The sequence below is a fragment of the Paraburkholderia caledonica genome, from assembly GCF_000383275.1.
In the GTDB taxonomy this organism is placed as follows: Bacteria; Pseudomonadota; Gammaproteobacteria; order Burkholderiales; family Burkholderiaceae; genus Paraburkholderia; species Paraburkholderia caledonica.
The window spans coordinates 1-10,835 of the sequence record NZ_KB911057.1 but is presented as its reverse complement, the minus strand read 5'-3'; the positions used below and the strand labels follow the sequence as shown (position 1 = coordinate 10,835).

General features: G+C 59.5%; 17 protein-coding genes and 2 pseudogenes. 11 read left to right on the top strand and 8 right to left on the bottom strand.

What is annotated here, in order from left to right:
• Positions 1-200: 200 nt before the first annotated feature.
• Positions 201-416, top strand: a complete 216-nt coding sequence (locus H281_RS37425) for a hypothetical protein (RefSeq protein ID WP_020071545.1) — start codon at positions 201-203, stop codon at positions 414-416.
• A 286-nt stretch (positions 417-702) separates the two neighbouring features.
• Positions 703-894, top strand: coding sequence for a hypothetical protein (locus H281_RS0133770; RefSeq protein ID WP_020071544.1), 192 nt, complete (start codon positions 703-705; stop codon positions 892-894).
• Positions 895-1,268: 374 nt separating this feature from the next.
• On the opposite strand, the gene H281_RS36350 is transcribed toward H281_RS0133770, so the two are convergent.
• Positions 1,269-1,706, bottom strand: a complete 438-nt coding sequence (locus H281_RS36350; protein WP_084690258.1) for an SET domain-containing protein — start codon at positions 1,704-1,706, stop codon at positions 1,269-1,271.
• 149 nt (positions 1,707-1,855) lie between these two features.
• On the opposite strand from H281_RS36350, the gene H281_RS0133755 reads away from it, so the two are divergent.
• The 4 genes and pseudogenes from H281_RS0133755 to H281_RS37420 all read left to right on the top strand — a co-directional run.
• Positions 1,856-2,140: an H-NS histone family protein gene (locus H281_RS0133755; RefSeq protein WP_020071542.1), complete on the top strand. Its 285-nt coding sequence runs from the start codon at positions 1,856-1,858 to the stop codon at positions 2,138-2,140.
• Between the two features lie 177 nt (positions 2,141-2,317).
• Complete coding sequence (locus tag H281_RS0133750; RefSeq protein ID WP_020071541.1) at positions 2,318-2,497, top strand: hypothetical protein; 180 nt, start codon at positions 2,318-2,320, stop codon at positions 2,495-2,497.
• Positions 2,475-2,663 (top strand): hypothetical protein, encoded by a 189-nt coding sequence (locus tag H281_RS35235; RefSeq protein ID WP_033379783.1) that lies wholly within the window; start codon positions 2,475-2,477, stop codon positions 2,661-2,663. Before H281_RS0133750 ends, H281_RS35235 begins: the two co-directional genes overlap by 23 nt.
• A gap of 77 nt (positions 2,664-2,740) precedes the next feature.
• Positions 2,741-2,988, top strand: a pseudogene (locus tag H281_RS37420) (IS5/IS1182 family transposase); the annotation flags it as partial.
• 24 nt (positions 2,989-3,012) lie between these two features.
• On the opposite strand, the gene H281_RS0133740 reads toward H281_RS37420, so the two are convergent.
• Positions 3,013-3,693, bottom strand: a complete 681-nt coding sequence (locus H281_RS0133740) for a hypothetical protein (protein ID WP_241077941.1) — start codon at positions 3,691-3,693, stop codon at positions 3,013-3,015.
• An 82-nt stretch (positions 3,694-3,775) separates the two neighbouring features.
• Here H281_RS0133740 and H281_RS0133735 point away from each other — a divergent pair, with 82 nt between their 5' ends.
• Positions 3,776-6,028 (top strand): two-partner secretion domain-containing protein, encoded by a 2,253-nt coding sequence (locus H281_RS0133735; protein WP_027805181.1) that lies wholly within the window; start codon positions 3,776-3,778, stop codon positions 6,026-6,028.
• Positions 6,029-6,652: 624 nt separating this feature from the next.
• Here H281_RS0133735 and H281_RS0133730 read toward each other — a convergent pair.
• Both H281_RS0133730 and H281_RS0133725 read right to left on the bottom strand, forming a co-directional pair.
• Complete coding sequence (locus tag H281_RS0133730) at positions 6,653-6,853, bottom strand: hypothetical protein (protein ID WP_020071537.1); 201 nt, start codon at positions 6,851-6,853, stop codon at positions 6,653-6,655.
• Positions 6,854-6,989: 136 nt separating this feature from the next.
• On the bottom strand, positions 6,990-7,253 hold the full coding sequence (locus tag H281_RS0133725; protein WP_020071536.1) for a hypothetical protein: 264 nt from the start codon (positions 7,251-7,253) through the stop codon (positions 6,990-6,992).
• Positions 7,254-7,489: 236 nt separating this feature from the next.
• Here H281_RS0133725 and H281_RS0133720 point away from each other — a divergent pair, with 236 nt between their 5' ends.
• Both H281_RS0133720 and H281_RS35690 read left to right on the top strand, forming a co-directional pair.
• Positions 7,490-7,708, top strand: coding sequence for a hypothetical protein (locus tag H281_RS0133720; RefSeq protein ID WP_020071535.1), 219 nt, complete (start codon positions 7,490-7,492; stop codon positions 7,706-7,708).
• A gap of 90 nt (positions 7,709-7,798) precedes the next feature.
• Positions 7,799-8,170 carry a response regulator gene (locus tag H281_RS35690; protein ID WP_020071534.1) on the top strand — a complete coding sequence of 124 codons (372 nt, stop codon included), beginning with the start codon at positions 7,799-7,801 and terminating at the stop codon, positions 8,168-8,170.
• Here H281_RS35690 and H281_RS37155 read toward each other — a convergent pair.
• Positions 8,161-8,946: a hypothetical protein gene (locus H281_RS37155; RefSeq protein ID WP_020071533.1), complete on the bottom strand. Its 786-nt coding sequence runs from the start codon at positions 8,944-8,946 to the stop codon at positions 8,161-8,163. The genes H281_RS35690 and H281_RS37155 overlap by 10 nt on opposite strands.
• A gap of 79 nt (positions 8,947-9,025) precedes the next feature.
• On the opposite strand from H281_RS37155, the gene H281_RS35215 reads away from it, so the two are divergent.
• Positions 9,026-9,250, top strand: a complete 225-nt coding sequence (locus H281_RS35215) for a hypothetical protein (protein WP_027805180.1) — start codon at positions 9,026-9,028, stop codon at positions 9,248-9,250.
• Here H281_RS35215 and H281_RS0133695 read toward each other — a convergent pair.
• Positions 9,233-9,436, bottom strand: a complete 204-nt coding sequence (locus H281_RS0133695; RefSeq protein ID WP_020071531.1) for a hypothetical protein — start codon at positions 9,434-9,436, stop codon at positions 9,233-9,235. The two genes, H281_RS35215 and H281_RS0133695, sit on opposite strands and share 18 nt — an antisense overlap.
• Positions 9,437-9,514: 78 nt before the next feature.
• A complete protein-coding gene (locus H281_RS0133690; protein ID WP_020071530.1) occupies positions 9,515-9,709 on the bottom strand; it encodes a hypothetical protein in 195 nt (64 codons plus the stop codon).
• A 580-nt stretch (positions 9,710-10,289) separates the two neighbouring features.
• Between H281_RS0133690 and H281_RS0133680 the strand changes: the two genes are divergently transcribed.
• The gene (locus H281_RS0133680; protein ID WP_020071528.1) at positions 10,290-10,472 is read left to right on the top strand and encodes a hypothetical protein; all 183 of its coding nucleotides are present in this window, start codon (positions 10,290-10,292) and stop codon (positions 10,470-10,472) included.
• A gap of 18 nt (positions 10,473-10,490) precedes the next feature.
• On the opposite strand, the pseudogene H281_RS0133675 reads toward H281_RS0133680, so the two are convergent.
• Positions 10,491-10,835: pseudogene (locus H281_RS0133675) on the bottom strand (LysR family transcriptional regulator); the annotation flags it as partial.

Here is a 10,835-nt window from a genome sequence, read left to right as displayed (position 1 = left end):
CGCCCAGGGTTTGTGACGCTGGCATTGGCAAAAAGGGCGCTAACCTCGCGGCAGGATTGACAACACCGCCTCGGAATAAACGCCAGACGTGTCGCCGTGCTGCCGCTTGCCGCCACGCGAGTGCGCCGCCTATCGCTGAAAAATCACCTCGCACTCGCCGTGCTGCGCGACGGTCGGGGCACCATAGAACAGGTCGCACGTTGCTCAACGTCGTCTTCGTCGCATACTTTTTGTGCGACTGCCAACCCGATGACATCACTCCCTACACCAACGCCGAGGCCGCGCTGAACCGGTGTACCCGGCGGGCGGAACGCGGCGAGCCTCCGACGCCTGATGCCGGCGAGGCTGCATTGCTTGAACGCGTGATTGCCATTCACGATGCACAGCTTGCCTGTGTGCCCACGCACCGCTTCTGAGCGCGTGGGAACAGCTTCAGCGCATACCTGCAGGGGGCGTCGCTTGGCCTCTTCCTACGGCCGCGGATGCCCAAAGCCATCATGCTGTTTGAAAGGCGGCTGGAATTTCAGCACCCTTGCTGCGGGTCCGTAGCATAGCGGCTGCGTCCGGTCACAGGGTTGTTGCGCACGGCTATGTGATTTTGAATAACGAAAGACCGACTGCTGAACTTAAACCATACCGGTGTCCACGCGGCCTCAGCGCGGGCTGCTAGAATTCACTCCCCCACCGCTTCCCCGGTTCGCCATGCAATGTCGCGTCGCCTACGAGCACAGTCTACGAAGCGCACCCGACGACTTCGTCGTCCACGTGCCGTCGCAGCTTGTCGACGACATACCAGCGAACATCCCGCAGGCGCTGCTGCCCGAATACATCACAGACATGATCCTGAAGCGCTCGTCGCAAATCGCGAAAATCCGCAATCTTCGCGTTCTCTGACTATCGAAACGCCGCTGGCGGCACCAGGCATCGAAGAACACGCGACCGGGCTACGGAGCCTAGCGCCGTCTCGCGTCAGCGGTTAGTTTAAGGGCAAGACCAGACGTAAACCCTCCCCACCTCGCCGTCCAATGCGCGCTTACCCGGCTCGCCGACCTGCAGCCTTCGTTTCCGCCGTCCCGATTCCGACTTGAACTGGTGGAACTGGATTGCCGACTACGCGCACCTATGAACAGACGATGATGACGCAACGCTTACAGTAAAGATGGTCTGTGATGCGGATCACGTGCGCCCCAGCAGTCGCGTTCCCGCCAGCCGATCCCGTAGCGTTACCAGCGCTTCTCAATCCGACGGGGGGCGTTGCCCTACGCTGTCTACGCACCTGCGAGCATCGTTCCGCGGCACCGGCGGTGACCGCAGCGGCAGGCATACTGCGCCCGCACCGCCGCTGAGGGGCGAGCGTCTGTCGTCAGACCGTAGGCGATGAACAGTTCCTCTCCCGGCTCAATATTCGATACAGCGTGAATGTAGACCCGTCCATCATCCTCGACTGCCTCGCAGTTGGCGATACAGGCGTGGTTCAGCCAGCGGGCGCTGTTGCCGCCAAGCGAACCGTCGATGACGCGCCCGTTTGCAAGGCCGAAAAGGAACGTATGCCCTTCCTCTCCAAATCGCCGATGGCGAGTTTTCGCACGCTTCCAGCTCATCACGGTGCCGGTGTACTCGAGGATAAGCTCGCCGGCGCATATTGGCCGCAGCGCAAAGACGCCGCGACCGTGAACGCTTGAGCGACGGACAGAGATTCTTTTCATCGATGATCGAGAAAGCGAATGTCGAATTTGAACTACTGCTGGCGGTGACTGGAGCAAAGATTGCGCCTTGCACCTTCACCACGAATGGTGCTTGACGACGATTTTCGCCTGGTAGAATGGTCCATCATCCCCAACGGAAATTCAAGACGATGGCAGGTTATAGAGAACTACTTGCGCAAAAAGAGCAGCTTGAGAAACTGATCGCTGAGGCGCGGGAGCAGGAAGCCGCGTCTGCGCTTGAAAAGGTACGCGCGACTGTTGCGGAGTTCGCATTTACGCCCGAGGATGTGTTCGGCAACCCTCGCAAAAAAACTCGCCGCGCGGCGGCAGCGAAATACCTTAATCCTGAGACTGGCGATACGTGGAGTGGGCGCGGGCGAGCACCGCGATGGCTCAAGGATCAGGACCTCGAACGCTTCCGCATCACCGAATAACCTTGGTACAGGACGGTATCGCTAAGGAGGAACGAATTTCGGTTCTGGAACATCTCCATCCCGAGCACGCCCCACTCTACCTCTGTCCGTTACGATGAACGAAGAATCATGGAGTCAAGGGCCCCGCTCAAGTATCACCGCGCCGGGACGTTAAAGATGTAGATACTGAAGGTTTGAATGGTCTACGCCATCCTGATTCCCGGGGGAGACGCTCCGCTCGGGTATTTCCTGTCGACCGATGCTCCATCGCCAGAAGCGCTTGCCGACCACATGGCAAAAGAGGCGGGCTTCGCCGATCGCGAGGAATGGATGGAGCAGACGGGCGTCGGTGTAATTGGCTACGCACCCGTGCATTGATCTGGCCTGGCACCGGCCGGACGACGGTCACCTCCACGTGCCGTCGCAGCTCGTCGATGACGTACCGGCGAACATCCCGCGGGCGCTGCTGCCCGAATACATCACAGGCATGATTCTGAAGCGCTCGTCGCAGATCGCCAAGGTCCGCAATCTTCGCGGTCTCTGACTATCGAAACGCCGCTGGCGGCAGCAAGCATCTGATATAGCCAAACGGTTCCAGACGTCCATTTCTCCGCGCTTGCGATCGAGGAAAGCGTGCAGCGATACCTCGATCTGCAGACCAGACCAGTCCTACCGGGTTCGATGTAAAGACCGTCAGGCTCCAGGAGAAGATCGCAGTGCTGCGGCAGCAGATGCGCGGACTCAAACAGATCTGCAGGCAGCTGCAAGATGAGCGGGACAAGCAGTTGCCGATGACCGATCCAGACGCACGCTCCATGGCAACAAATGGAAGTGGCTCTGGCATAGAGCGCTACAGCATTCGAGCAGCAGCGAGCTTGATTTGCTGTTGATCTTCACGACCGAAGCCAGAACGGTTCGCCCTCTAATGCGTCGTACTCCGCATGCGGCTTATTCTTGTCGCGCGCGAAGCCGGGCAGATCCGAGACTACTACCCGTACCGGCTGATAGATATTGAATGCGTCCACGAATGATTCAGCCGAACCACATGCACTCGCAAAGCGTTCAAAATACTTGCTGAACACTGCAGCCAATGTCGGCTGCTCGGGATTCAACCAACTCTTTTCAGAGTTCGCGAGTACCTTAGCGTCGCACTCAATCGACGACTCGGCTGCTCGTTGCACAAATAGCTCTCGCACTTGACCCATGAGCAGCAGTGCAGGCTTGAACTCTTCCCGCCGAAGATAACGCCGATACAGACGATCGGTTAGCAGGCTCCAGTCCCGTTCGAGATGATCCCGCTCCGCATAGATTTTCACGCAGTCGAAGAACAACACGACATCCGGTGCAGGACCGAGTTCATGTATCGAATGTCCGCCATCAAAGCCTATCTTGTTCATGATTTGAAGCTTACGGATGTTGACCGACCAGCGCCAGACGTTCCGACGGGCTGTGGCTACTCTGCAATGCTGCACGCCGGGCAATCTCACCGATCCCCTGAAGCCCACCGCGACGGCGCAAAAGAGGTGAATGGCGTCGCGAAATGCTGAAAGTTTGTTGTTAGTTAAGTGGTCCACTTATGACTATGCTTCTGAGGCCACACCCTGAACAGACCGCCGGGCCGAGTGGCATGCCAATCCTTTGATAGGAAAGGAAGCGATGTCGCCCAATACATTGTCAATGCGTGCGCCCCACTGTGCGCGCAGGCTATCTACTGTGTCCGTCATCGTCTCCGTTCTGGGTCTTTCGTGCGCCGCGCCGGTGGTCGCGGCTGGCATCCTGCCGCAAGGGGGCGCCTATGTGAGCGGCAGCGGCTCCATTGCCACGTCCGGCGATACGCTCACTGTCACCCAGCCGGGCTCAACGCGCGGAGTGATCGACTGGAACCGCTTTTCGATTGGCCGGAACAACACCGTCAACATCAACAACGGCAACGGCGCGACGCTCAATCGCGTGACAGGCGGCACGCCGTCGATGATCCTCGGCAAGCTGAACGCAACCGGCAGCATCTACCTGATCAATCCACAAGGCGTACTGGTCGGACCGCAAGGCGTGGTCACGACGGGCGGTCGCTTCGTTGCCTCCACACTCGACACCGACAACGCGTCGTTCATGGCCGGCGGCCCGCTCACGTTTTCCGGCCAGTCGACGCAACGCGTGGTGAATCTCGGCAACATCGGCTCGACGAACGGCGACGTGCTGCTGATCGCCGCGAGCGAAGTCGACAACTACGGCAACATCAGCGCGCCGAACGGCACCGCCGAGATCGCGGTGGGCAACAAGGTGCTGTTGCAGGACTCGTCGAGCTCGCAGCAGATGTTCGTGCAGACCGCGAGCGGTGGCGCGATCGTCAACACGGGCGCGATTGAAGCGGCGCAGGTGAACCTGCAGGCCGTCGACGGCAACATCTATGCGTTGGCCGGCAACGCCGACGTGCTACGCGCGACCGGCACCGCGGTGCGTGACGGTCACGTGTGGCTCGTCGCGGGGCCGAAAGGACAGGTGATTCTCGCAGGTAACATCGCCGCGAAAAACGCCGACGGCAAAGGCGGCACGGTCGATATGGACACCGGGCTCTTCACGTTCTGGGGCGACTTTGCGAAGGTCGTCGCGGGTCAGTGGAACGTCACCCTGCCCGCGTACACGTTCGACAACGGCGCGTCGCGTTCTTTCACCCGCAGCCTCAACGACGGCACATCCATTTCGATGACGACCACCGGCGCCAACGGCCAGAGCGGCGACCTCGTAGCGGATCAGAGCATTCAGTGGACCGGTGGCGCATCGCTCGCGCTGAACGCAGCGCATAGCCTGACGGTCAGTCCGGGCGTCACGTTGAGCAACCAGGGCAGCGGCGCGCTGACACTGCGCGCGGACGCAGCGAGCGTGAACAACGGCGGCAGCATCACGAACAATGGCACGATCGACTGGTCGCAGAGCACCGGCACGGTCAGCGCGCTTTACGACATGAACGGCAGTTATTCGCCCGGCACCGTGCTCTCGAACAGTGCGTGGGTAGCGCCCGACTACAGTGGACTGATTACGCAGATCACTGGCTACAAGCTGGTCAATACGGTGCAGGATCTGCAGAACATCGAGAGCGATATGAGCGGCAACTACGCGCTCGGCCACGACATCGACGCGACGGGTTACGCGTTCAAGACGCTCGGCTTCGCAAGCAAGACTGCGTTCAGCGGGCAATTTGACGGCATGTGGCACAGCGTGTCACACATTAAGCCCGACACCGACGCGGTCTTCAGCGACATTGCCCCAAACGGCGTGGTGCGCGACGTGAATATCCTGGATGCTTTGTCGGGCACCTACGCGCCCTCATACAAACCCGACGGCATCCTGGCCATGAGCAACTACGGCCTGATCGTCAATACGTTCACCTCCGGCTACGTGTCGGGGTACAGCAACGCGTCGGGCGCGACAATCGGCGGACTCGTCGGCACGAACTACGGCATGATCGCGCGTTCTGGCAGCAACGCCACCGTCTACGCCGACTCCGGCGGCGGCGGACTGGTGTTCGACAACGAAGGGACGATCACGCAGTCTTACGCTACCGGCATCGTCGCGGCGAACGAATCGCGCGGCTCGTCTGGCGGCCTCATCCACCACGGGAACGGGACGGTCACGGAGTCTTTTGCGGGCGGCAACGTCTCGGCGTTCAATCTTGTCGCCGTTGGCGGAGTCTGCGAATACTGCTCCGGACTCGGCAGTGACGTCTACTGGGATAAGGAAACGACAGGACAGGTGAAAAGCGGCGGCAATCTGCCCGCTTCGAACGGCCTCACCACCGCGCAGATGAGTGACCCCAAGAGCTTCGTGGGCTGGGGCTTCGGCAGCGATGGCGCGTGGGCGATGCCGGCTGGCGCCACGCATCCGGTGCTGCGCTGGCAGGTTGAACATTGAGCCGAACACGTTGTTGGGGATTGGATCAGTACGCGAAATCGTCTCGCCACTGCTTCCCCACTCCACCCAACTGAGCCCGACGACGACTGGCTCTGATCGACCCACTCCGGTCAGACGGCCGTCTCCAAAGCGGTCAGTCAGTCGAATCAAGGTTTTCGCGAACTGGAGTGCCATAAAGCGGCCGTTGGCGACCTCACATAATCGGCCATCAGCGGACGTTCGACATAGCCGCGTGTACTGCCCACAATCAGCGATGAAGACCCTGGCAGAATTCATACCTCAAGCGTGGAGAGGCGTTCGCGGGGTTTTTTCAGGATTTTGTGCCCCCAACCGTAGCCCAAAAAGCTGTCTCCTGAGGATGTACGGGTGCGATTCTGATGTTGCGGGAACGCGTTACCGAGAGTTTTCCTGATCCGACGGCCATCACCTAAACAAAAGGCTCCCAACCGGTCCGGGGAACTAAGCCCGGGGGCAAGGAGCCTTCGGTGCCCGGCATTGCCGACCACGGCACTAATATATCCGAGCCGGACCGCGCGCTCAACCTCGCCGTACCGTTCAGACGTCGCCGTGTCGACATGCTACAGGGGCAGAGAACCATCCTGAGTACCGGCTCCGCGCCGGGTTTTATTTCTGCCGCAAGGCAAATCCCTCGCGCCACAGTACCGCGCCGACAGCGCTCAGCAGCGCAATATCTCGCGCCGGCAATCTCTCCCAAGCTTCAGCGAGCCAGCCCGCGAATCCCACGCACGTGTCGTCCAGCGAGTATTCCGGGCGCCCCTCAGCTTTCATCTGTTCAAACACGGTGATCACGTCGTCTGCAGTCATCTGCGCCCCCTAGAACCATTCATCCAGTCTAGGCGACCACGGTAATGACGCACGCCATCAGTGGGGCGAATGCCGGCGAATCATGATCAGTCCCCGGAATGGCGGATGTACATCGAGCGGTGAGGAAGGCGCCGCCTCAGGTGGTGGTCATGTCGTCGATCAACCTCCGTCCCGCGCTATATCCGGCCATCAGTGCATCGGCTTCCGTGGGAAATGAATTCGAACGTTCTGCCGTAAGGCGCAGCGGTGAGAACACTGGGACGAGTGCGGTCTGCGTGCTGATGCGCACCACGGCCAGATACCCGTCTGGCCCAGTCAACGAAGCCCCGTCGCTCGGCTTCCAGACGGGCTCCGTTTCGACGTCGATTTGAAAACCCTTGTGCTGGTAGAGCCGCTTCATGATCGCCCCTGTCTAGGGTAGATTAGTGCACCCCAGTGCGACGCGGTAGCCGGCTACACGCGAAGTGTTCTCAACCGATGCTGGGCCGGGGATTGCCGTATTGATCGAACTGACGCATGGAGTACATCCTGTATGGATGTACAGTATATCTATAAGGCGGACAGTCCTCCGGATCACGCCGCAGTTGATTTCCGACGGTCCATCAATACACTTTAGACCGACATCTAGGGGAATATATGAAGCCGATTAGACTGCGCGTCCCGCGGGAAGAAGCGGGGGACCTGCTGGACAACCTGACGGCTTGGGCGAGCGTCTCGGGTATTGATCCCGGTATGACGATTCCAAATCCGTCCGAAGCAGCAAAGAGCAGCAGTCTGCCAGTCCTGTACGAGGTTTGCGTCAGCCCCAGTTTCTTCGAACAGTTCCCGGAGTGGCGCCCCTACATCGAACAGTGAAATCCTTTGCAGCCCTGCGCCTGCGGTCCGCTATTTGCGAGGTGTTTGGGTGTCTTGAGTCGCTTCGCGCAATCTGCGTAGGAAGAGGGCATGAAAGTGTTGCTGGTGGATGACTATGTCGAGCTTGCGGACATCCTTGCAGAACTGATCAGTGCCGTTGGTCACCAGGCGCGGGAGGCGTATTCCGCGCCGACGGCGATTCCTAAAGCTATGGCTTGGTTGCCCGACGTGGTGTTAATGGACATCAAGCTGGGCAGCGACGACGGTCGGCGGTTGTGTCGCGCAATGCGCGCCGTGCCTGAACTGTCTTGCTGCAGAATTTTCGCCACAACAGGCTCTTATGATCCTTCCATTGCGGAGCCTGGCCTGTTCGATGGCGTTTTGATCAAACCGGTTGCATTGGGCACTTTTGAGCTTCTATTGAGCGGCCAATTCGCGCTGGGTGGGTCGCCCTACTTGTAGCGCAAAGCGTCGGCGCATCGCTTATGAATTTCCTGTACGACCGGCGAGGTGTAATCCAGGCGCCACCCGTCTGTGAACAGTCTGGCGAGCCGACCAGCATCCGACAAGTGAGGCTCATTGAAGAGACCGAGCGCCACCTTCCTGGAAAGATCCCCAAGGCGCATTCGGTCCTCCCAGCGAACCGCGGCCACATTGCTGGTCAGCCAGATGCGTGTCGACTCGACGAGATGATCGGTGCGTAGCCACTCGCCGGTCCTGGCCTGTGCCACCAGCTGTGCCACCGCGAGGTAGCAAAGCAGTTTGGCACGGGCTTCGTCGGTCAAGAGTCCATGGCGCATCACCAGAGAAGCTAAGCGGCCTCCCCCGTCTTCGTCGGGAGCATTCTTTCTCCATTCGATGTCATCCGTGAGATCCATCGGAATATCGATGGGCTCCTCGTTTTCATGAATGCTGTTCCAGTGGTCTGCGTCCAACGATAATTGAACGCCATCGCCGACCATTTGCTCCCGACGATTGATTAGTGATTTTTGCATCTGGTGCCGCGGTGCTTCATCAATGTCGATCCACAAGGTCAGCTGGGTTCCCCCTTGATTCACGGGTAGCGCGTGATTGGCGCGATAAGGTTTGCCTGTCCTGGCATCGCGGCGAAACTCCTGACGCGCCGCCTGGGTAAATTCTTTTGCCAGCATGTCGAATGGATCCTTCGGCTTGGGCAATGGCCACTCGCGCTCATGCGCAAATTTTGCGGGTTCGAGTAGCCGCCTGATCTGCGACATGCTCACGCGGGCGGGACCGATGACCCAAGGCCAACTGTCCGTGCAGGCCTCTGTGACCGTCAGTTGCACATGCAAGTGTTTGAAGCTGCTCGAGGACGAGGGGTACGTCCGCCGCGCCGGGAAGACACCCAACAGCAAAGGCACGACGATCGGCATGCGGCCGTGGCTTTACGCGCGTACTCCGAAGCCGCTACCCGACATCGGCCCGCGGATGCTGCAGGCACCGAGCGCGAAAGAACTGTGCGAGATCATGAACGCGATCATCCGGCGCCCGCTATCGTCGCAGTCAACCGACGAGGTGTAGTACTTCCTCTATCGTCATGTCACCGAAGTACTCGGCAAGCAAAGGAAACAATGCGGCGTCGTAGGCGGAACAGTGCTTTTCCTTGAATAGGTCGAACTCACCGAACCGCGCGAAGACGAGCGCTTCGGCTGCAGTGCTGGCCGATTCGAAGAATGCCTTGGCTTGGGCAATGATGTTTGAGTCCATGCGAAGACTAACGGCAGCAACGACAGAAAGCTGAATGTCTTAGACGAAATTAGCGCGACGCGAAGTCGGTGGATCTTGCTACCAGAGCAGCGCCATGAAATCGGCCAGGATCATGTCGGGGATGTTTTCCGCGAGGAGTCCGTAGACGATGCGGTCGTACTCGGCGCCCAACTCGGGGTCGAGAATGTCGAAATACCCGTGTCGAGCGGTGATGATCGCGTCAGCCGTACCGTCGGCCGCTGCCATGAGTTTCTGGGCGGTGATTTTGTCCATGATTGGCTAACGGCGTCAGCAGAGAAAAGTTGAGCGACAAAGAATACAGGCGGCGGACGACCAGATAACCAGGAAAAACTCGTAGATTGATCCTGCCTTGTCCTCCAGCGCGTAGGTTTTGGCCCGATCTGATCGGGCTCTTTTTCGATGAAGCCCGATTCAGTCTTCTGCCCCTACTGCCACACCGAGTGGCAAATCACCACGATCGACATGGTGCGGCGGCGCGAGCCGATGTGGTGTGACGCGTGCGTGAAGTGGGCAGACGACAGGCTCATCGAAGCGATCAGACGCTATCCGGACAAGGACAGCGTGAATAGGCAAAGCGCTCAAGTAAAAAACGCCGAGCGGGGCCCATTAGTCCAGCCCTGAGACTCACCGGTGTCGCGCCGGCTCAATAAACGTGGATGAATGGTGGGGCCGCCCCGCCACGACCGACCGGAATGGCTGAACGCACAAAGGCGCAGCAGGTCGACGAATCCGGATATACCGCCCGCGACTTAAGCACCGCTTTTTTTAGCGGGTGGAAAGTCACACCCTCAGCAGAAGGTCGCACCTCAATCGAAACCCCAGCGGAGACATCATGATCACCTACGCTATCGTGTCACCCGAACGTGAAGAGCCGTGGGGATACATGCGATCGCCGACCAATCCAACAATCGAGCAACTGGCCGATCACATGGCCAGCGTCACCGGCTACGAAACCCGAGACGACTGGATCATTGAGGACCGCGTCAATCTGCTCGGAATCGCGCCGGTGCATTGATGCAGAGTCAGTAGTTCAGCGTTCGTAATAGTCCGCAAGCGCGGGAATCAGGCATTCGTTTGTGAACACCACGGGCACAGTGACGCGCAAGCGTCCTCGTGGCTTCGCGAGGTGGTCGAGGGCCAGCCGCTCGGTGTCGTCGATCAGGTCGAGTATCTCAATGCATCGTTCGTAACAGACCTGTCCGAACGCGCTGATTTTCTGTCGGCGGGTCGTGCGGTGAATGAGTTGCGTGCCGAACCGATTTTCCAACGCCTGAAGGTAGTTGCCGACCATGGTTGGCGACAGGTCGCATGCCTCCGCCGCCCCCGTCAGGCTGCCAGTTTCCACGACACGTGCGAAGACGGTCATCGCCTTGAGAAG

Bases quoted from the DNA above. Each gene is read 5' to 3' on its own strand.
- H281_RS0133750 (WP_020071541.1), top strand. From the start codon at position 2,318: ATGGTCTACGCCATCCTGATTCCCGGGGGAGACGCTCCGCTCGGGTAT.
- H281_RS0133695 (WP_020071531.1), bottom strand. From the start codon at position 9,436: ATGGACTCAAACATCATTGCCCAAGCCAAGGCATTCTTCGAATCGGCC.
- H281_RS36350 (WP_084690258.1), bottom strand. From the start codon at position 1,706: ATGAAAAGAATCTCTGTCCGTCGCTCAAGCGTTCACGGTCGCGGCGTC.
- H281_RS0133730 (WP_020071537.1), bottom strand. From the start codon at position 6,853: ATGACTGCAGACGACGTGATCACCGTGTTTGAACAGATGAAAGCTGAG.
- H281_RS0133720 (WP_020071535.1), top strand. From the start codon at position 7,490: ATGAAGCCGATTAGACTGCGCGTCCCGCGGGAAGAAGCGGGGGACCTG.
- H281_RS0133755 (WP_020071542.1), top strand. From the start codon at position 1,856: ATGGCAGGTTATAGAGAACTACTTGCGCAAAAAGAGCAGCTTGAGAAA.
- H281_RS35690 (WP_020071534.1), top strand. From the start codon at position 7,799: ATGAAAGTGTTGCTGGTGGATGACTATGTCGAGCTTGCGGACATCCTT.
- H281_RS0133680 (WP_020071528.1), top strand. From the start codon at position 10,290: ATGATCACCTACGCTATCGTGTCACCCGAACGTGAAGAGCCGTGGGGA.
- H281_RS0133735 (WP_027805181.1), top strand. From the start codon at position 3,776: ATGTCGCCCAATACATTGTCAATGCGTGCGCCCCACTGTGCGCGCAGG.
- H281_RS0133725 (WP_020071536.1), bottom strand. From the start codon at position 7,253: ATGAAGCGGCTCTACCAGCACAAGGGTTTTCAAATCGACGTCGAAACG.
- H281_RS0133690 (WP_020071530.1), bottom strand. From the start codon at position 9,709: ATGGACAAAATCACCGCCCAGAAACTCATGGCAGCGGCCGACGGTACG.
- H281_RS37155 (WP_020071533.1), bottom strand. From the start codon at position 8,946: ATGTCGCAGATCAGGCGGCTACTCGAACCCGCAAAATTTGCGCATGAG.
- H281_RS0133770 (WP_020071544.1), top strand. From the start codon at position 703: ATGCAATGTCGCGTCGCCTACGAGCACAGTCTACGAAGCGCACCCGAC.